The organism is Lonsdalea iberica (assembly GCF_002111585.1).
In the GTDB taxonomy this organism is placed as follows: Bacteria; Pseudomonadota; Gammaproteobacteria; order Enterobacterales; family Enterobacteriaceae; genus Lonsdalea; species Lonsdalea iberica.
Genome location: NZ_LUTP01000037.1, coordinates 1 through 19,092, shown reverse-complemented (window position 1 = coordinate 19,092; position 19,092 = coordinate 1). Strand labels below are relative to the sequence as shown.

General features: G+C 51.9%; 17 protein-coding genes. 12 read left to right on the top strand and 5 right to left on the bottom strand.

The annotated features are described in order from the left end of the window. Position 1 precedes the first annotated feature (1 nt). Entirely contained in the window at positions 2-1,114 is a 1,113-nt protein-coding gene (locus AU511_RS13095) for an ABC transporter substrate-binding protein (RefSeq protein WP_094109955.1), read from the bottom strand. Between AU511_RS13095 and AU511_RS17280 the strand changes: the two genes are divergently transcribed. The 8 genes from AU511_RS17280 (at position 1,103) to AU511_RS13060 (ending at position 10,378) form a co-directional block, all read left to right on the top strand. After that, entirely contained in the window at positions 1,103-1,453 is a 351-nt protein-coding gene (locus tag AU511_RS17280; RefSeq protein WP_139829379.1) for a hypothetical protein, read from the top strand. The two genes, AU511_RS13095 and AU511_RS17280, sit on opposite strands and share 12 nt — an antisense overlap. A gap of 345 nt (positions 1,454-1,798) precedes the next feature. Further along, positions 1,799-2,509, top strand: coding sequence for a GntR family transcriptional regulator (locus tag AU511_RS13090; RefSeq protein WP_240503836.1), 711 nt, complete (start codon positions 1,799-1,801; stop codon positions 2,507-2,509). Between the two features lie 413 nt (positions 2,510-2,922). Next, positions 2,923-3,723 (top strand): pyrroline-5-carboxylate reductase family protein, encoded by an 801-nt coding sequence (locus AU511_RS13085; protein WP_094109954.1) that lies wholly within the window; start codon positions 2,923-2,925, stop codon positions 3,721-3,723. Between the two features lie 225 nt (positions 3,724-3,948). After that, entirely contained in the window at positions 3,949-4,512 is a 564-nt protein-coding gene (gene ahpC / locus AU511_RS13080) for an alkyl hydroperoxide reductase subunit C (protein WP_026742014.1), read from the top strand. Between the two features lie 78 nt (positions 4,513-4,590). Continuing rightward, positions 4,591-6,156, top strand: a complete 1,566-nt coding sequence (ahpF, locus tag AU511_RS13075) for an alkyl hydroperoxide reductase subunit F (protein ID WP_094100590.1) — start codon at positions 4,591-4,593, stop codon at positions 6,154-6,156. A 981-nt stretch (positions 6,157-7,137) separates the two neighbouring features. Continuing rightward, on the top strand, positions 7,138-7,434 hold the full coding sequence (locus AU511_RS13070; RefSeq protein ID WP_094100589.1) for a type 1 fimbrial protein: 297 nt from the start codon (positions 7,138-7,140) through the stop codon (positions 7,432-7,434). A gap of 872 nt (positions 7,435-8,306) precedes the next feature. Further along, positions 8,307-9,143 (top strand): alpha/beta fold hydrolase, encoded by an 837-nt coding sequence (locus tag AU511_RS13065; RefSeq protein WP_094109953.1) that lies wholly within the window; start codon positions 8,307-8,309, stop codon positions 9,141-9,143. Next, the gene (locus AU511_RS13060; RefSeq protein ID WP_094109952.1) at positions 9,140-10,378 is read left to right on the top strand and encodes a nucleotide disphospho-sugar-binding domain-containing protein; all 1,239 of its coding nucleotides are present in this window, start codon (positions 9,140-9,142) and stop codon (positions 10,376-10,378) included. Before AU511_RS13065 ends, AU511_RS13060 begins: the two co-directional genes overlap by 4 nt. Before the next feature lie 14 nt (positions 10,379-10,392). Here AU511_RS13060 and AU511_RS13055 read toward each other — a convergent pair whose 3' ends face one another. The 4 genes from AU511_RS13055 to AU511_RS13040 form a co-directional block, all read right to left on the bottom strand. Further along, a complete protein-coding gene (locus tag AU511_RS13055; protein ID WP_094109951.1) occupies positions 10,393-11,892 on the bottom strand; it encodes a SulP family inorganic anion transporter in 1,500 nt (499 codons plus the stop codon). A gap of 138 nt (positions 11,893-12,030) precedes the next feature. Beyond that, the gene (locus tag AU511_RS13050) at positions 12,031-12,861 is read right to left on the bottom strand and encodes a hypothetical protein (protein ID WP_094109950.1); all 831 of its coding nucleotides are present in this window, start codon (positions 12,859-12,861) and stop codon (positions 12,031-12,033) included. A gap of 20 nt (positions 12,862-12,881) precedes the next feature. Then, positions 12,882-14,459: a hypothetical protein gene (locus AU511_RS13045; RefSeq protein ID WP_094109949.1), complete on the bottom strand. Its 1,578-nt coding sequence runs from the start codon at positions 14,457-14,459 to the stop codon at positions 12,882-12,884. Positions 14,460-14,474: 15 nt separating this feature from the next. Next, positions 14,475-15,929 (bottom strand): OmpA family protein, encoded by a 1,455-nt coding sequence (locus AU511_RS13040; protein ID WP_240503835.1) that lies wholly within the window; start codon positions 15,927-15,929, stop codon positions 14,475-14,477. Between the two features lie 706 nt (positions 15,930-16,635). Here AU511_RS13040 and AU511_RS13035 point away from each other — a divergent pair. The 4 genes from AU511_RS13035 to AU511_RS13020 are packed head-to-tail and all read left to right on the top strand — an operon-like array spanning position 16,636 to position 18,776. After that, positions 16,636-16,959, top strand: a complete 324-nt coding sequence (locus AU511_RS13035; RefSeq protein ID WP_094109947.1) for a hypothetical protein — start codon at positions 16,636-16,638, stop codon at positions 16,957-16,959. 9 nt (positions 16,960-16,968) lie between these two features. Continuing rightward, the gene (locus tag AU511_RS13030; protein WP_094109946.1) at positions 16,969-17,475 is read left to right on the top strand and encodes a thioesterase II family protein; all 507 of its coding nucleotides are present in this window, start codon (positions 16,969-16,971) and stop codon (positions 17,473-17,475) included. 45 nt (positions 17,476-17,520) lie between these two features. Further along, positions 17,521-18,360 carry a GNAT family N-acetyltransferase gene (locus tag AU511_RS13025; protein ID WP_094109945.1) on the top strand — a complete coding sequence of 280 codons (840 nt, stop codon included), beginning with the start codon at positions 17,521-17,523 and terminating at the stop codon, positions 18,358-18,360. Between the two features lie 38 nt (positions 18,361-18,398). Continuing rightward, the gene (locus tag AU511_RS13020; RefSeq protein WP_240503834.1) at positions 18,399-18,776 is read left to right on the top strand and encodes a DUF2913 family protein; all 378 of its coding nucleotides are present in this window, start codon (positions 18,399-18,401) and stop codon (positions 18,774-18,776) included. Positions 18,777-19,092 lie beyond the last annotated feature (316 nt).

Genomic DNA, 19,092 nt, shown 5'->3' with positions numbered 1-19,092 from the left:
TTTAGCGCAGTTCCTGAATTCCGTTAACGATTTTGACCTTTTTATATGGCTGGGTCTGGCGCTGATTGTCGGTGCCCAGATTAAGCGGTCCGGTCACGCCGTCGAAATGCGGCGCGATGCTCTGCATGGCTGCCTGCAACGCTGCCGGGTCGGTGCTGCCCGCTTTGTTGATCGCGGCGGCGGCCAGCGTGATGCTGTCGTAGGCATAGCTACTGTAGGCGGACTGCGGCGCGGTGCCATAGCGCTGCTTAAACCGGTCAATGTAACCCTGTCCCTGATCGCCAGTACCCGCGACTTCCATCCCCACACGGCCTTCGATGTACTCTGCCGGCGTGTTGGCGGTGCTCATGGTCAGATACATGCCGTACCACGGCATTTTGTTCAATCCCAGCTCGTAGGATTCACGGTTGAGCACTACCGCATCCTGACCATAGGTGGTGTAGACGTAGGCGTCAGGCTTGACGCGGGAGAGCTGGCTGAGCTCGCGGCGGTAGGAAGATTGGCCGCCGGTGTAGAGCATTTTGGCGACGACTTTGCCGCCCAGCGCCTGAAAATCTTTGTTGAACTGATCGAACATGCTTTGGCCATAGGCGCCGTTGGGCGCGACGAACGCCACTTTGCGGTAGCCCATCCCATAAACGTCTTTGGCCGAGAATCGCGTCGCCAGGTCGGCAAGGCCGATGACGCTGTAGGAGTATTTCCCGACGTTGCGCATGTCGGTGCTGGAGGATGTGATGTTGATATGAACGCGCTGATTTTTGACCAGGTATTGCCCAACGGGAATGGTTACGCTGGACGAGAACTCCCCGGCGACCAACGGTACGTTGTTGACCTGCGTTAGTTTGCGTACGGCATCGAGCGCGGTGACCGGGCTACCCGCGGAGTCTTCGATCATCACGGCTAGCTTCTGGCCGTTGACGCCGCCGTGCGCGTTAACCTGTTCCACGGCTAATTCAATCCCCCGGCGCATGTCTTCGCCGATAGTAGCGCTAACGCCGGTCAGCGGCAGAATGGCGCCGACGGTCACATCCGCCTGTGCGGGCCGGATAGCGCCGAAAAGAGCGCCGCCGAGCAGCGCTGAAGCTAAAAGAGCCTGACGAAAATGCACGGTCATACCTGTTTCTCCTGGTCGGAATCATCAATAAGGCGGAGCGGTTGTGGGCTTCATTCTGGCGTTATTATTAATCGTTCAGACTGTCGCCGTCAGGGCGGAAACCCCCGCATTCCGGGGCTTCACCCAGTGAATGGCAAAGTGAATGATGAAGTGAATACACTTTGCCAGAAACGCTGGAGCAATGGCTATGCCATGTTGGTCAAAAAATGGTCTTTAGTGGAAACGGCGCGCGTTAATATTTCTTTCGGCCGACTAATATTTACAGCAATAACAAGCAATAACGTGATACAGGCGAAGTCTGAAAGCGTGACTTTTATTATTTATACGGAATACGAATAGATAATAAATAGATGGAATAAACCCGCTATTTTTGTACGAAATTGCTTCAGGTTGGTGCATTTGGATTCACCACTGTGCAAAGTTTTCACTGTTTTATCATTATCGCCTTATTTTCTGATTCTTGTTATTAACAAGGTTGGGATTGTATTTTCATTCTCGGTTTAAGGTGTGTGGAGAGGTGTATGCACATCGTCGTTGTGTTATGAATTCAGGCGTGTTATCAATTTAATTAAGTTCATTTACGCCGTACTTATAATAGGGCGCTCATCCCGCAGAATACGGTCATCCATCATATTAAATCCCGCGCCAATCCCGTGTCGGCTTTCAAGAGGAAATAACGTGCCGGTGAGTTCGAAAACAGTGCGCAGCGCAGACAGTGTGGAAAAAGTATATGAAGCAGTGAAGGCGCTGGCGATTGATTATCACTTCAAGCCGGGCGAAAGAATAAACGAAGTTGAGCTGGCTGCGCGTCTCGGCGTGTCCCGCACGCCGGTTCGCGAGGCGCTGAATCGTTTGGCGCAGGATGGCTTCATGAGCTTCGTACCTAACCGCGGTTTTTACTCACGAGACATTACGCCAGAAGGTGTACACGACCTTTACGAGATGCGCGCCATTGTTGAACAGGCCGCATTCCGCCTGGCTTGCCAGCGGGCCAGCGACGAGGAGATCGAACAAACGGCGGCAATTTGGGAGGAGAGTTGTCGGACGCTTCCCGACCCGGAAACCATCTCGGATTGGACGAAAGTGGCTGAGGACGATGAGGCTTTTCATCTGGCGATAGCTCGCATTACGCACAATAGCCGATTATATGAAACGCTGGAAAGTTTAAACTCCCTCATCCGCTTTTTCCGCCGAATTGATTTGGAAACGCCCTGCCGTCGTAATAATGCGTACGATGAACATATCGATATTATCGATGCAATGCGTCGGCGCGATATTGAACGCGGCGTGGCGTTAATGGATAAACATGTTTCGCTCAGCGCCGATCATGCTATTGCCGTGACAAAAGAAGGGCTGGCGCGTATTTATTTCGGCAAACGGGACCGTATCAAATAACCCATTCGGGGCCATTGTGAATAACGGGCTCTGGAGGCTTATAGATGAAAAAAATAAAACGTAGCGCTTTTTTCTTTATTCCAGAGCCTCACTGTCACGGCGCTGAAATAGTGATTGAGAGAAAACCGAGGATCTTTAGCGTTATTGAGGGCCAGTGTCTCTGACGCTGGGATCGCTGTGCCGAGAATGCGACATGCCTCAAACGGCGAGATCGCGTTAAGAAAACGGCTGCTGACTGAACAAACCAATGACCGTACGAATATGCCGCGTTATCGACCGTTGGACGACGATAGCGGGATTTAGCGTTTTTTCCGCGCGCAGTATCTGCGGTCGACCGAGGGCGTTGGGTGCCGCCGCAGGCGGTGTGCGCATTCATCTAACAGAATCCGTTACATCAATTTCAGGGGAAAATCATGAGTCAAATTCACTTTATCGGGGCAGGGCAGATGGCGGAAGCCATTATTCGGGCGGCGTTAAACAGCGGTAAGCTGGCGCACGATACCGTGACGCTGGAAGATATCGACGCCTCACGAATTTTGACACTTACAGAGCGTTATCAGCTGACGTCGACTCTGAGCGAGGACGACGCGCTAAAAAACGCTGACTACATTGTAATGGGCGTTCGCCCGCAGGATGACATTGCGGCGGTGTCTGCGCGCATTCGTCAGTATGCGGCCCCCGAGGCGACAGTGGTGTCCATCATCGCGGGCGTCACGCTGGCGACGCTGACCGAACAGCTGGGTGAAACGCGTCCCATCGCGCGGGTCATCCCGAACACATTGACCGATACCGGGTATGGCTATAGCGGCGCGGTGTTGAATGATCGGGTCGAAGAGGCGCCGCTACGGGCGTTTTTGGAAAGTTTCGGTAAAGTCATGGTGCTGGAAGAGCGGCTGTTGGATGTTTTTACCGGCTTTGGCGTGGCTGGCCCCAATTACGTCTATTATTTCGTCGAGTCGCTGGTCGATGCCGGGGTATTGGCCGGACTGCCGCGGCAACAGGCGACGCAGGTCGCCTATGAGAATCTGGTCGGTGCGGTCGCGATGCTCAACATCAGCGGCAAACATCCGCGACAGCTGCTGGATATCAACAACTCGCCGGCAGGCGTTGGTATGCATGGCCTACATGCGTTGAACAACAGCGACTTTGCCGCCGGACTGCAGCGTAGCGTGCTGGCCGCAGTTAAACGCACCACTGAACTGGCGAAATCATAAGCTGAACGTCTCGCCACAGCGAAGACATTGTCGATAAACAATACCGTGTCGAAGAGGCTGTGTGCCTCGGTTCGGCGCGGTATTCTGCACTCCTAGTGTATTTCCCACACCCCCTATCGTTATCATGCAAGGTATCGCTTATTGATTCGATAACGACAACGCATTAGCTCATCACGACGCACTTCTGTACTTTAGCCGCATACCAACACGCATGAGGATAAAGTGATGTCAGTAATTAACACCAAAGTTAAACCATTCAAAAACACGGCTTTCAAAAACGGTGAGTTCATCGAAGTTACTGAAAAAGACATTGAAGGTAAGTGGAGTGTGTTCTTCTTTTATCCGGCTGACTTTACGTTTGTCTGCCCGACCGAACTGGGCGACGTGGCTGATTACTACGACGAATTCCAGGAGCGTGGCGTAGAAATCTACTCTGTGTCTACCGATACCCACTTTACCCACAAAGCATGGCACGGCAGCTCAGACACCATCGGCAAGATCAAATACACCATGATCGGCGACCCGACTGGCCAGCTGAGCCGTAACTTCGAAAACCTGCGTGAAGCTGAAGGCCTGGCTGACCGTGGTACCTTCATCGTTGACCCGCAGGGCATCATCCAGGCGGTTGAGATCACCGCTGAAGGCATCGGCCGTGACGCTTCCGACCTGCTGCGCAAAGTGAAAGCTGCTCAGTACGTTGCCGCTCACCCGGGTGAAGTTTGCCCTGCCAAATGGAAAGAAGGTGAAGCGACTCTGGCTCCGTCTCTGGACCTGGTCGGCAAAATCTAAGCCTGCTTTCGCTAATCATCGATTGATACTTTTATCGGGTGCATAGCACCCGATTTTTTTCGCACTGAGGGATAATCAATGCTCGACAATACAATGAAAGTCCAGTTAAAAGCCTATCTGGAAAAATTAACCAAACCTGTTGAGTTAGTCGCGACGCTGGATGACTCAGCAAAATCTTCTGAAGTCAGAGAATTGCTGACTGAGATCGCAGGATTATCCTCACAGGTCAGCTTCACTGAAAACAACGATCTGCCAGTGCGTAAACCCTCTTTCCTTATTACTCATCCAGGTTCTCAGAGCGGTCCTCGATTCGCCGGCGTCCCGATGGGCCACGAATTTACTTCGTTGGTGCTGGCGCTGTTACAGGTCGGCGGACACCCGTCTAAAGAAGCTCAGGAATTACTTGATCAGATTCGTGGTCTGGATGGCGAGTTCCATTTCGAAACTTACTACTCGCTGTCATGCCACAACTGCCCAGACGTTGTTCAGGCGCTGAACCTGATGTCAGTGCTGAACTCGAACATCACCCACTGCGCGATTGATGGCGGTGTGTTCCAGGACGAAATCGAAAGCCGTAACGTCATGGGCGTACCCACCGTGTTCCTGAACGGGGAACACTTCAGTCAAGGTCGTATGACCCTGAGCGAAATCGTCAATAAGATCGATACCGGCGCCAGCGCCAAGCAGGTTGAACAGCTGAATCAGCGTTCGGTCTACGACGTCTTGATCATCGGCAGCGGTCCTGCCGGGGCGGCGTCCGCGGTTTACTCTGCGCGTAAAGGCATCCGCACCGGTCTGATGGGCGAACGTTTCGGCGGCCAGGTTCTGGATACTGTCGACATTGAAAACTACATCTCCGTGCCGAAAACAGAGGGCGCCAAGCTGGCGACCGCGCTGAAGAGCCACGTAGACGACTACAATGTGGACGTGATCGACGCGCAGACCGCGACGGCGCTGATCCCAGCCGCTGAACCGGGCATGCCGCACCAGATTGAAACCGCCTCCGGCGCGGTATTGAAGTCCCGCACGGTCATCATCTCTACCGGCGCTCGCTGGAGAAACATGAATGTGCCGGGCGAAGACCAGTACCGCACCCGTGGAGTCACCTACTGCCCGCACTGCGACGGCCCGCTGTTTAAAGGCAAGCACGTCGCGGTCATTGGCGGCGGTAACTCCGGCGTTGAAGCGGCCATCGATCTCGCTGGCGTGGTCAAACACGTCACGCTGCTGGAATTTGCTCCGGAGCTGAAAGCAGACTCCGTGCTGCAAGATAAAGTCCGCAGCCTGCCGAACGTCGACATTATTGTTAATGCGCAGACGACGGAAGTGAAAGGCGACGGCCAGAAAGTGACCGGATTGTCTTATAAAGATCGCGTCAGCGAAACTGAGCACGAGCTGGCTCTGGAAGGGATCTTCGTGCAGATCGGTCTGCTGCCGAACACCCAATGGCTGGAAGGGACGGTAGCGAGAAACCGCATCGGCGAAATTGAGATCGACGCGAAATGCGAAACCAGCGTTAAAGGCGTTTTTGCGGCTGGCGACTGCACTACGGTGCCTTACAAGCAGATTATCATTGCCACCGGCGAAGGGGCGAAAGCCTCGCTGAGCGCGTTTGATTATCTGATTAGAACGCAGTCGGCGTAATCGCCAATACGGCGCTGGGGCGCCGTCAATAAATCTCCCTTGTTGTGACTGTGTCTGTGTCTGGAAAACCGCTCGGCTTTGCTGAGCGGTTTTTTTTCGTCTGTTTCCAGCGTGCGGCGAGATCTTCAGTTGCGTTGGTTATTAGGGTTTAACGCGTCTGAAAAGGGCTTGGAGACATGGCTGAATAGGCGCGTCACTGGGTTGCAAACTCGCGTTGAGTCTTGGGCTACTATCCTGTTTTTATCCCTCTACCCGAACGACCAAAACGGGCCTCTGAGGCCGCCATCGTTTCTCTCGCCTTTTGCATTGAACAACATCTGTTCTCGCCTTATAACGCGTTAGAGCATGTTTTAACGCCGAGGGCGGTATCGCTGACTCCAAAAACCGATCTCTCGTTTATCGGTACATTGACTCATGAAATCAAGAACGGAGGAGTGGGGGGCAGTAAAAGGGAACAGAAAAGAATAGGGGACAAACGGATGAAATTTTGCCGAACCGAATTATCCTGGACAGAAGCAGCGATACAGGCGTGCTGACCGGTGATGACCTGCATCGGCCAGGGTGTATCCATTAAACATTTAATCGCCTCTTACAGGCGCGTTTATGCGTGGCAAAGGGCATAGCCTGCGGTGAGATTTTTATCGAGCCCATGAGGGAAAGGCTACGTTGCTTCTTTTTCTTCTATCAACGAGCTGTTGTTATAACTGCGACGTTAATTTTTAAAAAACATGCCCTGATTTTATTTTTTAAATATTTTGCCGTTAGTTTTATTTGTATTTTCAAGTGCTATTTTTTATAGGTTTTTAGGATAAGTGCCGTATTTTGTGGAAATGAATCAATATACTTGCTTACCAATTACACCAATTGGTGTTAGTAATGTGTAAATACCCGTATAATTCCGAAAATAACTCATCCATTCACTAAAGTTTTATTATATGAAACCGTTTATATAAGCTCGCCAACACAAATAGGGATTACATCATGAAACGCATTAATTCTTTTTTCAAAATCGCATTACCCGTTCTTTTTATACTGGTTTTGCCAAAAACATTCGCCGCAGGCGGTGTGATTCATTTTACCGGGGCGATTGTTGAATCTCCCTGCGAAGCGGCCCCAGAGGCCCAGCATATCGCGGTTAGCTGTTTTCGTAACGGGAAAAACCAGTCAATTCAGGTAAATAACCAATCTCAGTCCAATATTTTGCCGCAGAATATTGGTGATGTGAAAACGACAATGCTCCAACCCGGCCTGAAGTTTATGGTCATTAATTACAACTGATTCTTTGAGTTAAAAAAATCAGGCACTCCCTGGCTGTTTTAATAATAAAAATCTTACTCTAATAACAAAACTGTCAGGGATGACATTTACCCTATATTTATCATCGTGTTCCAATTTTAGTTATTAAAACCCCTCCTTTAAATAACTCAAATCCTGTTATTTCACTCATTAAATCGCACGCAAATTATTATCATGATTAATTAATGTCAAGCCTCCGCAGCTAACGGTAACATTAGTACGTGTGACGGAATTTTTTCACTGTGCCGATGACGGTAACGCTCTGCCGATTATTCTATGCCTGACCTCCTTTTTACGCGGCCTTACTTCCCCTTGATCGAGACGTCACAGGAGAGGTGTTACGTCGTGATGAATCGGTGGCTCAGATCGAGCGCTTGTCGTTTTGCCTCGTTTTTGCGCTCTCCCGCTAAGCGGTCATGAGTGACGACGACGGGAGGGTTAATTCGTCGCTTGCCACTGCTTTTGGCTCGGCAAAGATACAATGTTTTTCTATGACTGTTAATCGACCCCGCGATAAGAAAAAGCCAGTTAAAGCTAATCTATTTTCGCTCTTTCTCCTACTCGAATAACATGTTTATTTCACGTCGCCTAGCCGAATAAAAGAGGGATATTTCTGAGGAATGTATTAGCTAATAACCCCGTTTATTAGCTAACTTATTTTTTTATAAAATGATTTATTCTTGGTAATATATTTTAATGGGTCTCATTTGCTATGCCCGTATATTAAATTATTTTGTCATGACTAGCGCATATTTAAAAATAGTATTGTATATTATTAAAATATAACCGTTACATTACCTATTCAAAACAATAATTTCATCGACATAATTTGCACACATAGCAAGGAGAAAACTATGGCGTCGGAAAGTGAGATCGTTATTTATAAGGGTTATAAAATTCACGTAGATAAGAATATATACAACCCTGAGTTAAAAACGGCCATTTTCATCAATGGGGCTTTGGCCACGTCGTCTTCGTTTCTTATTTGGGTAAAACACCTAAAAGGGAAGGTTAATACGATACTTTTCGATTTCCCTTTCGCAGGTAAATCCAAGCCGTTAAATGATTCACTGGATATCATCACGAAAGAGCAGGAAGTGGATATCATCAACTTCCTGATCAGGCGTTATCGGCCCCAGATCATCATGTCCGTCTCCTGGGGCGGGTTGGGGGCGCTAATGGCAGCGTCACAAGACACTGGTATCCTGGAGATGGCGGTTGTCGGAGCCTTCTCGATGACGATCAATGAAAAAATGGAACGTTATATACTTAAAGCCCGTGATTATGTACATCAGGGCGAGTTCGAACTGCTAGCCAATTTATTGAACGACGAGGTAGGGAAATACCTGCCCAGATTATTCAAGAAAACCAATTTTCGACATGTGGCTAATTTAGATGAGCATGAATATAGGCAGGCGTGTTTTCATCTGGATCAGATCCTGACGCTGAGGGATTACGATTACGAAAAATTTATTAGTAAGATATCAATTCCGGTCATATTTATTAATGGTGAAAAGGATGAGTACACAACTATTAAGGAGGTTAAAACTCTGGGTAAATATCTCGATGATGCTCGGTTCTATACTTTGAAGGATGCCGGTCACTTTCTTGACCTGGAGAGTAAAGCGGCTGCTTTGGGGGTGAAGTCGATATTCGAAGAGATTTTTATTAGCCAACAGGAGTTAGTATGAATTTGTTTTTGGCGACCCTTGGATCGTCGGGCGATGTATTTCCCTTTATCTTGATTGGCGAGCACATGGCCAGACGTGGTCATAAGGTATTCCTGTGTACCAACCCTTATTTTAAAGATTTGGCTGAGTCTCGCGGGTTAAATTTTATTAGCGTAGGTTCAACTCAGGAATATATCTCTGGGGTGCATTCAAGGGCGCTGTGGGACAAAAAAACGGCCTTGGACACCCTGTGCCGCTACATGCTGAAACAGCAGGATGAGATGTATCAGCAGTTGGCGCGCGTTGTCGACAGTTCCTCCGTACTACTCTCGTCGCTCTGGTCTTTTTCCGCCAAAATACTGGGAGAGCAGAAAGGATGCTGCACTCTTCCGGTACGCGTGGGGCCATCGACGTTTTTGTCGTGCTACAGCCTGCCGCAGCACGGAAAACTGGCGCTGGCGAATAAGCTTCCGATGACGCTGCGCAAAGCGGTGGTCTCACTATTTGAAACAAAGGTGCTCGATAAACGGTTCTGCGCCGAGGTCAACGCGCTCAGATCCCGAGTGGGCCTGGCCCCCGTCAAACGGATCCTGTCGCAGTGGGTTCATACGTCTCCCGACGGTCTGATCTGTCTTTTTCCCGAGTGGTTCGCCCATCCACAGCCAGATTGGCCGCGCAATGCCAACCTTGTGGGGCTGCCCTTGTTTGAAGCGGAGAATGCCCCCGTCGACGAAGAGCTAGGCCGCTTTCTTGAACGTGAAACGGTGTTGTTTTCTCCCGGCTGGTCGCTACAGTTTGATGAATATTTCATTAATGCCGTTATCGCCGAAGTCACACGCCAGGGGCGGCAGTGTCTGGTCGTAGGGGTGAATCCGGAGGATGTCCCCGTGCGGCCGGGCGTTTTAGTCAAAAAGGAGGTCGATCTGACGGCCTGCCTGCGTCACTGCGTCGCGGCGGTACATCATGGCGGCATCGGCACCCTCTCGCACTGTTTTTACCAAAGCATTCCGCAGCTGATTTTCCCCAGCGCGTTCGATCAGTTTGACAACGCCCACCGGGTGGAACAGTTAGGTTGTGGCATTCAGGCCAAAAGCCGCCTACCGGAGACGTTTTCTGACGATCTCGCTCGGGTGATGACCGATGAAAACATGCGTGAGCGATGCCGCCGTATTCAGGAGAAATACGGCGACAAAAATCACTGTCTGGATAATGTCAGGCATGCGCTGGAGCAGGCGCACCAGCGCCATGCCTCTTGAGCCGGCCGGGTTGCTTACAGGTGGCCGGACAAACGCTGATGCATGTGGGTGCTATGGGCGTCCAACCCGATGATCGACACGCGGGTGTCGTAGCGCTGATAGCGGTTTTCGATGGCGTCCAAGGCGGCCACGCTGGACGCGTCCCAGATTTGTGCGAGAGTGAGATCGATGGTCACCTGCTGCGGATCTTCAGCGTACTGGAAATGTTCGAACAGATCGTTACTGCTGCCGAAAAACAGCGGGCCTTTCACGCGGTAACACACTGACTTTCCGTCCGGGCTGACTTCCCGCTCGGCATCGATGACGTGAGCGACGCGACGGGCGAACAGCAGAATGGCGAAGATGACGCCGCCCGCGACGCCAATCGCCAGATTGCCGGTCCATACCGTGGCCATTACGGTGACGATCATGATCAGCGTTTCGGACAGCGGCATTCGCCGCAGCGTCGCGGGCTGCAAACTGTGCCAGTTCACCGTTTTCAACGCGACGATCATCATGATACCGGCCAGCGCCACCATCGGGATCTGCGCCATGATGTGACTTAAGCTTGTCACCAGGATCAGCAAAACCAGCCCCGCCGCCACGGTGGAAACCCGGCTACGGGCCTTACCCATCTCGACGTTGACGACGGTCTGCCCGATCATTGCGCAGCCTGCAATCCCGCCGTAAAAGCCCGCGAAAATATTGCCGATGCCCAGCCCCCAGCATTCGCGCTGTTTACTGGAGTGCGTATCGGTAATGTCGTCTACCATTTTGGCCGTCAGCAGCGACTCCATCAGCCCGACAAACGCCACGCTGAGCGCCGTTGGCCAAATGATGGACAGCGTTTCCAGATTCAGCGGCTTGGTCAGTTGGGTGAACCCCGGCAGTCCCGCCAGCATCGGTCCCGCGTCGCCGACAGTCGGAACGTGCAGCCCGGCCAGCAGGGCGATGGCGGTGACGACGACGACCGCCATCAGCGGCGACGGCACGCTTTTGAGCAAATAAGGCAGTAGGACGACTATCGCGATCGTCGCGGCGAATAACCCCCAGACGGCGGGCGACTGGCCCAGCACGTGCGGCACCTGCGCCGCGAAAATCAGTATCCCCAGCGCGTTGACGAAGCCAAGCATCACCGAGCGCGGAATATAGCGCATCATGCGCGACAGGCCGACAAGCCCAAACACAATCTGAATGATCCCTGCCAGAACGACGGCGGGCAGGATATAACCCACGCCGTGAGCATGCACCATCGGGCCGATGACCAGCGCGACCGAACCGGCGGCGGCGGTCACCATCGCAGGACGTCCGCCCAGCACGGAGAGCGTGAGGCACAGCACGACGGAGGCGATGAGACTCACGTTCGGGTCCACGCCGGCGATGACGGAAAACGAGATGACCTCGGGGATCAGGGCGAGTGCGGTAATCACCCCGGCCAGACATTCACGGGTGAGTGCTGAGGGGGAACGTAATACGGCGGCCACCGAAGCGGGTCCGGCCGGGTTTTTTACTGCGGTATCGGAAGATGGCGTCATAGCGTTTTTTTAGTGGTTAAGGGGAGTCACGAGAAAGCGGTAGTGAAAAGCATAATTTATCGTCGGGATAAATGATACCGCGTTGGGGAGGAAGAAAAGGCGGCAGTGGGAGGACACCGCCGCCTTTGAGTATGGCGGTTAGCGCAAATCCACCGTGAGTTCCGGCGTGCCGAAGGCGACCAGTTTGGCATTCGACGCCTCAAAATAGTTTTGCCAGAAGGTTTTCAGCTGCTGCAAGACTTTTCCTGAGCGATAACTGTTTTTCGCATGGACATCGATCAGGCCGGCGCCCGCGACATAGACGTTGGCGCCGCCAAAGTCCGCCAGCAGCCCTTGCCGGGTTACGCGCTGTAGCTCATCCTGCGGTGAGAGTTCTCTGATGGCCTGCTGGCGATAGAAACTATCGAAATCGCTGTTTTCCAGCATGTCCGAAATCAGCAAAATCGTGGTCTGCGAAGACGCGCTGTGTTGCAGATCGCCGGCGATATGCTTGAGGCTATCGAGAATTTCGCTTTTGGCAATACGGGTTTGGCTCTCCGCGAAGCTTGCGGCCATGTGTCCGCCGAGGGTATTGGCGAAGAACTGCTGTTGCTGAACCAGACAAGCATCCAGCGCTTTAAGGCTGTCCATCCCGATGCTATTACGCGTCTTTTTATCGATGAACGGCATTTCCAGCCGTCCGTCGAATACCCGCTTCATGTAATTGTCTTGCAGCAGCGCTGAGAACTGGTACAGCAAGACACGATCGCCCGGCTGCACGAAACGCAGCACCTGATTCCAGGTGGATTTTTTCAGTTCGAGCGGGACCGTGACCGTCTGGTCGACGATGATAACCAGCTCCCGGCCCGTTTCCGCCGGGCGATACTGCGCCATGTGCGCATAGTCATAGCAACTGGGAATATCGTTACGCGGCGCGGCGGAAGCCACGGCGCTGATCCCTAAGAGCAGCAGGGCAAGACAATGTTTCATGACAATTTCCTTGTTCTCTTCTATGCGCGCGCTTTATTCAGAATGGCTTGGACGCGTTGGCGGCTCACCAGCGCATCCAGAGACAACGCTAATGCTTTCGCCACCTGCGCCAGCTCTTCTTCGCTCAGCGTTGTCAGGTCTCCGAGGGCTTCAATTTGTGCTTTTTCGTCGCGGTCGGCTGCGGCTGCGGCTTGGGCGGCGGGCGAGGCGTAAGGCGTTGCCGTCTCCACGTGGCTGACGGTTTCCGGAGCCGGCGAGGCAGCGACCGACGCAGTCCGCGGCGTTGTCATCGGGGCTTGCTCTTGCGGCGGAGTTTGTCGGTTGTTTTCGCGATCGGACTGCTTGCCGTGCACGTAGTCATCGAAGGTCGGCATTTGAGACAGTGGTTCGCTGCGGCCGTTTTGCCGCTGCATCATGAGCCGGTTTTGCAAGGTGGCGAGCTTCTGTTGAGCATCGCGTTCCACGCGCTCGCGGCGGGCGGCATGGTAGGCGGCGAACTCATCCGAACCGCTGAAGTTACCGATATATTTGGCGGCCTTGGCGGAGTCGATGCCCGCGAACGAGCGGAAAATCCCGATGAGGATCCCTATCAACTGCACGCCCACAAAAATCACAGAAAGGATGATGAAGGTCAGCTTCGAGGCGAAAACGCGATTGCTGGCGACTTCGGCGACGGCCTGTTTGTCGGCGGCATGGTTGTCCTCGACCGCGGCGGCAGGCAGCTCGAACGGTGAACCACCGCTTTCTGCGCCGCTCTGACTGAACGGCGAGGCGTTGACGGCCTGGGTCTCCATCGCATTAATCGTGGAGGCGCGAATAAAATAGGCGCCAAAAGCGAACGTGGTGATCAGGACCAACGCGACGAAGGTGCACCAGTATTGCGGCTTAACCTGTACGCTGTGATTGATGCGGTTCAGGATCTGGATATAGTTCGGTTCGTTATCGTCGTCGCGGCTATTTTCCAGCGTGATCCGGTGGCTGCTCATCAGGGCTTTGGCAGTGCTGTTATGGCGCGCTTCGGAGTGCCAGTAGCGGATTTTTTTCAGCAGCGTGTTTTTATGCAGTTCCGCCCCCATCAGATGGGTGGCCGGCACCAGAATCACCCCGATCAGGACCGAGATGACCAGCGCGGAAAACTCGGCCTGATTGGCGGAGATGTTGTTGGCGATGAAGGGCGACAGTACCAGCGCAAAAATAAAGGCTTCCAGAATCACCAGCGCGATACTGCACAACCACAGAACGATGCCGGTGGGTTTGCGTCCGCGCTCCTCGACTTTATCGAGATAATCGACGCAGCGACGATAAAAGCTCGCGTCGCGGCTGGTGGTTTGGTGATAGGCGTAATATTTGGCGCACAGGGCTTCTTCCGAGGGATACCACGCTTTCTTGCCGGTGCCAGGCCGACGGGGCTCGTGGCTGCGCGACAGGCGAGCGATATGGCCGATAAGCGGAAAGCTGGCGGCCAGATTGAGGAAAAAGTAGCTGACATTGCTCCACCAACGGATCACCACCAGCGTGAGCGCCATCAACCCGAGTAGTGGCCAGAAAATGTAGCCGTAGGTCGCAATGGCCTCGGCGATAGTCTGCAATAACTCCATATCATTATCCTTAAATTAGCTGCGTGCTGGCGTGTAGGCCGCCATATATTCTTTGTTGTCGCCGTTGCCGAAGTAGAACAGTTGGCCCTGCTGACTTTTAGGCTTGTCTTTCGCGACCAGCAGATCGATGCAGGACAGGTTTTGCTGCTGACCGTCCTGAAGGTAAACGCGATAGAGAATGTTGTCTTCGCCTTCCCATGCGTTTGCGACTGCCTTCAGCGGCGCATCGGCTTTACGGTTGTTATTTGTGTAGTTGCGCGTGACATAAACCTTGGGATCCTCCGTCACGCTGGCGTTTTCCCGCAATACGCGCACCGGAGACAGCGTGACCAGATGGCCGTTCACTAGCCCGGCCCAGGCGCGGCCGTTCATCCCCGGCAAATATTCTCGCGTTTCATGGACGTCGATCGGTTTGCCGCTGGCCAGATTCCTGGCTTCGCCGCTGACGCGTACCGTGTCGGCGATGCAGCTTTTGGCGACTACGCTGGCATGGGCTTCCCCGATCAGGCTAAAGCCACGATGCTGAGGTTTCAGATTGGCCGCGAGACTCGGCAGATCGGCATCGACCGCGTCACCGCCGAAATCGACGTAATTTTTGCTTTCAATCGCTTTCGCTGGCCGCGGGGCTGATGGCGCCGAGGGGGGAGATACGGCAGGTTCTGCCTTGTGGGGGGCGCTTTTCGCGCTGGCGGATGGACGCTTCGCTACGGCGGTCGACGTACTGGCCGTGCCGTGTTCCAGGTAACGGGGGTTATTGCCCTCCTGCTGTAAACGTTGTTTCAGCAGGGCTTCGTTCTTGAGTCCGACCAATTCCACCCGGCGGTTGGCCGCGCGTCCTTTGTCCGTCTCGTTGTCCGCGATAGGCCGTGACGACCCGGCGCCCTGAAAATACAGGCGGTTGGCGCTGATGCCCGCCTGTTTCAGTACGCGACCGACGTTGCGCGCACGCTCCTCGGATAACCGCTGATTCAGGCTGGCGCTGCCGGTGGCGTCGGTATGACCGACAACCAGCAACAGTTCGGAATCCTTGCCTTCTCCTGTCGTCATCGCGGCGGCAAGCTTGTTCACCTGGCGCAGCCCGTCGGGCGTCAGATCCGCGCTCCCCGTAGGGAACATGGCGCTATCTTCCACCTGCGCGACGATCCCTACCGTGTCATCGCCGGATGACCGATCGGTTTTTAGCGTTTGTGTCATGATCGCAATTTTTTCATCTGCGGCGATCTGCGCCAGCGCCTTTTCTCTGTTTTGCCAGACATTGCCGGCGGCACAGCCTGCTATCCCCCCGATGATGCCGCCCGCGACGGCTTTTTGCGCGTTGCGTGTGGCGAGATAGGTCAAACCGCCGCCCAACGCTGCGCCACCGATACAGCCGATGGCCGTACCGTAGGACTGACCCATATTGTGCAGGCTGGAACAGCTGGAAGTTAGGGAGACAATCATGGCGAGAACGGTAGCTTTTTTTAAATGCATCACTTTCAAACTCTGATCCCCAGACGTGGACCACCCATCCATAGCGTAAGTGGCATGTAATAGAAGGTAAGAAAAAGTCAGGATGAGTATGAAAACATGAATGCAGGATTCGCGCTATCGTTTTGCGCCCGAACTTTTCGCCTGTCAGCACCGTGGAAATGGCTTCATGTATCGCACGCCACACGGGGAAAACGAGCGAGGGGGGTGAGGGGATGAAATGAATAAACAACGAGAGCGCAGGGCCTCGGAAACAGAAAAGAACGTGAGCCACCCGCAGAGACAATACGCCCCATGAGAAACTGAGGGAGAGCGCCTTTCCGACATGCGCGATCCCTGTCATAACACGTCAGGGCACGCCTGCGCCCTATGGGAGAAACTTTTTTCCGCGTCGAGCGGATGGGGGACATCGGCATGTCATTCACTCGCCCCATGATATCGGGTATTTGCCCCCTGCTTTTTCGAACGTTGGCCCATTAATCTGTGAACAAAGCGCATGGCTAAGTCAAAAGGGGGATCGTGCGTGGTTTTACTCGCGCGTAGGCGGCTCTTAGGGGCGGTTAAGTGATGCTCGTGAGGACAGGAAGAAAAGGCGCGTGATCAGGACATCGCTCATTTTTTCTAAATCTCGCTCAGTCAGGCTGAGTCTCCACGTACCCGGTATTCACTTAGGGGCGGGGTAATACAGTGATAATGTGAGGAATAATGAATGGAAATCTCCGTGGCTCATTCAACCTTCAGACCCGTCGCCGATCTCATCGAATCAAACCGGCGTGCACACCTGTCTCCCTTTTCACGACTGGTCGACGTTCTGCTATCGCTTATAGGCCTTCGTCCCTCCTCTTCAAAATGTGCTGAAATCATGGCGGAACAGCTGAAGATGTCTTTATACGAGATGATGACGGACTTCAGTGAGAAGGAGATAACCTTGAGCAGCGGGATGACGCTCTCCGTTGATACTCACCTAAAAACGGCAAAACACATCAATTCATCAGGGACCAGCGACGGGGAGCATGCAGAAATACCTCCGTGACTTACCGGGATGACGACAGTCGAAGATAATATTTTTTGGTCACAGCAAGGGGGGCCGATTGCATTTGAGCTGGCGCGTAAAATGGAAGGTTACTGGGATACTCCTGCTTATGCTCTCTTTATTTCGGGTTGCATGGCACCTGATGAACCGATTATCCGGAGCCTTACTGGTCTGAGTGATAAACAATTTATCCGGGAGATGACAGGCACGGGAGGGACAGAGACTTTCTTGCTTGAGCAGCCAGAACTGTTATACCCCTTCTTAGCCACATTACGCCAGGATATTGGCTTGTGTGAAAAGTATGTCAGCCCGATATCAGAACCTTTGCGGACCCCAATCCATATTTTATGGGGAACGGAGGATTATTTGATCACACAAAAGATGATTGACGGATGGAGGCGATTTTTCAGCGGAAATAACATCGCCTTTTACCCTCATAAAGGAAATGGTTTTTATCGTCACCAGCAATCAGAAAATGTAATTAATATTATCTGTGAAGTCTTGACTTCGGTTTGAAGTAATTAATAAATTCATCCAACTCAACGATAGGTAAAAATATATATGCACAATATGATTATTAAAAATACAGAGAAAAATATGATTGACATCAATGAAACGAATGTCAGTCTTTATATGTCAGATAATATTTCTGAAAAATTTTCCTTTTTAGCTCGGCAGTTGCCGGATATGCAGGTACGTTACCTTAACGGACTTCAGTATATCGACTGTGGTAAACGATCTGATACCTTTAATACCGTTTTTGGAACGCCGGCATCACAGGAAGATATCACGCGTATTACCCAATATTATAGTCAAAGAAATATGCCAGCAGCGTGGTGGTTTGCTGAACCCACGGCGGTTATTGCAGAGTTATTGAAACAGGCAGGCTGGTGTCATGAAGAAAATGATGTAGGAATGTATTTTCCTCTGACTGCACCGATATCAGCTTGTACGAAAAAAGTATTATCTTGCATCAAATATTGTGATAGTCCGGTGCGTTTTCGGGATTTTGGACAGGTTTTATCAGCTATATTCGAGCCGGGTAATCCTGTTGAAGCAGAAAATATCCGTGCAATTTATCACGCAGCAGGTGAACATTGTACTCGTCTGGATGAACATCTTATTCAGTTGGTAGGGTACCTGGATGGGGTGCCTGTGTCGACGGCTACCCTGTATTTAAAAGATAATGTTGCAGGAATATTTGATATTGCGACTCCGGAAAAATGGCGTAGGCAAGGCTTTGGTAGCGAGATGTTTCACCGTGCTTTGCAGTTAGCACAGGAAAAACAGGCAAAAATTTGCGTGCTGCAGGCATCTCCTGACGGACTGAATATTTACAAGAAATCTGGTTTCAAAATTTCTGGTAAATTTGAAGTATGGAATCTGTCTACTATTTCCTAATGCAGGGCGTATAAATACCGTTTTGTGAACTTTGTTCTTTGAAAGATGATATTTATCGTTCCCTGAGTACGCCTATATTTTTATTTTTTACTTTAATGTCATACTTCTTTTTATCCTCGATTGACGCACCGGATGAAACGAAAATTTTAATTGAAAATCTTAAATCACAGGGCTGGGTCAATGCGGCGGTGAGTGACAGGGGCTGGGACAATGAAGTTCTCCTGGTCCAGGAATATAGCGATACGAATCCACTGTTGGTAGAGAAGTCGGCACTGACTGGTGGATTTTCGGATGAGGGCAAACTGGTTGCGTCGGTTGAATTTCTGGTGACGGGTAACCTATCAGCATGTACAGAGAGCTTTCAGGCTTATGCCCTCCTGTTAGTCATGAGGGCATCGAGCCGAATCACATTATAACCTGAGCAATAGAACAAACTTTCTCAACGCATTAGTCAATCTGATCACTGCCCATTTCCTGAATGGCAGGTATCCCGGCAGTGCTTATTCCCTGGTGTCTGAGACATGCGTAAAATCTAACCGCTGCATTCCTGTCCTGTGGCGAAAATATATAACTTTGTTCAGTGGTTCAGTGGTTCTGTGAAAATAAAAAAGAAGAGGTGTTCAATATGTATTCGGTTCTTCACATGCTCAGTCATGTCCCACTTCTCATTTTTGATAAAAGTATAAAATTAGATGTTTCATGTGATTGATGCATTTTTGTACAAAAACGTCG

Coding starts and splice junctions, on each gene's coding strand:
- AU511_RS17280 (WP_139829379.1), top strand. CDS start 1,103: ATGCACGGTCATACCTGTTTCTCCTGGTCGGAATCATCAATAAGGCGG.
- AU511_RS13095 (WP_094109955.1), bottom strand. CDS start 1,114: ATGACCGTGCATTTTCGTCAGGCTCTTTTAGCTTCAGCGCTGCTCGGC.
- AU511_RS13085 (WP_094109954.1), top strand. CDS start 2,923: ATGAGTCAAATTCACTTTATCGGGGCAGGGCAGATGGCGGAAGCCATT.
- ahpC (WP_026742014.1), top strand. CDS start 3,949: ATGTCAGTAATTAACACCAAAGTTAAACCATTCAAAAACACGGCTTTC.
- ahpF (WP_094100590.1), top strand. CDS start 4,591: ATGCTCGACAATACAATGAAAGTCCAGTTAAAAGCCTATCTGGAAAAA.
- AU511_RS13070 (WP_094100589.1), top strand. CDS start 7,138: ATGAAACGCATTAATTCTTTTTTCAAAATCGCATTACCCGTTCTTTTT.
- AU511_RS13065 (WP_094109953.1), top strand. CDS start 8,307: ATGGCGTCGGAAAGTGAGATCGTTATTTATAAGGGTTATAAAATTCAC.
- AU511_RS13060 (WP_094109952.1), top strand. CDS start 9,140: ATGAATTTGTTTTTGGCGACCCTTGGATCGTCGGGCGATGTATTTCCC.
- AU511_RS13055 (WP_094109951.1), bottom strand. CDS start 11,892: ATGACGCCATCTTCCGATACCGCAGTAAAAAACCCGGCCGGACCCGCT.
- AU511_RS13050 (WP_094109950.1), bottom strand. CDS start 12,861: ATGAAACATTGTCTTGCCCTGCTGCTCTTAGGGATCAGCGCCGTGGCT.
- AU511_RS13045 (WP_094109949.1), bottom strand. CDS start 14,459: ATGGAGTTATTGCAGACTATCGCCGAGGCCATTGCGACCTACGGCTAC.
- AU511_RS13040 (WP_240503835.1), bottom strand. CDS start 15,929: ATGCATTTAAAAAAAGCTACCGTTCTCGCCATGATTGTCTCCCTAACT.
- AU511_RS13035 (WP_094109947.1), top strand. CDS start 16,636: ATGGAAATCTCCGTGGCTCATTCAACCTTCAGACCCGTCGCCGATCTC.
- AU511_RS13030 (WP_094109946.1), top strand. CDS start 16,969: ATGACGACAGTCGAAGATAATATTTTTTGGTCACAGCAAGGGGGGCCG.
- AU511_RS13025 (WP_094109945.1), top strand. CDS start 17,521: ATGCACAATATGATTATTAAAAATACAGAGAAAAATATGATTGACATC.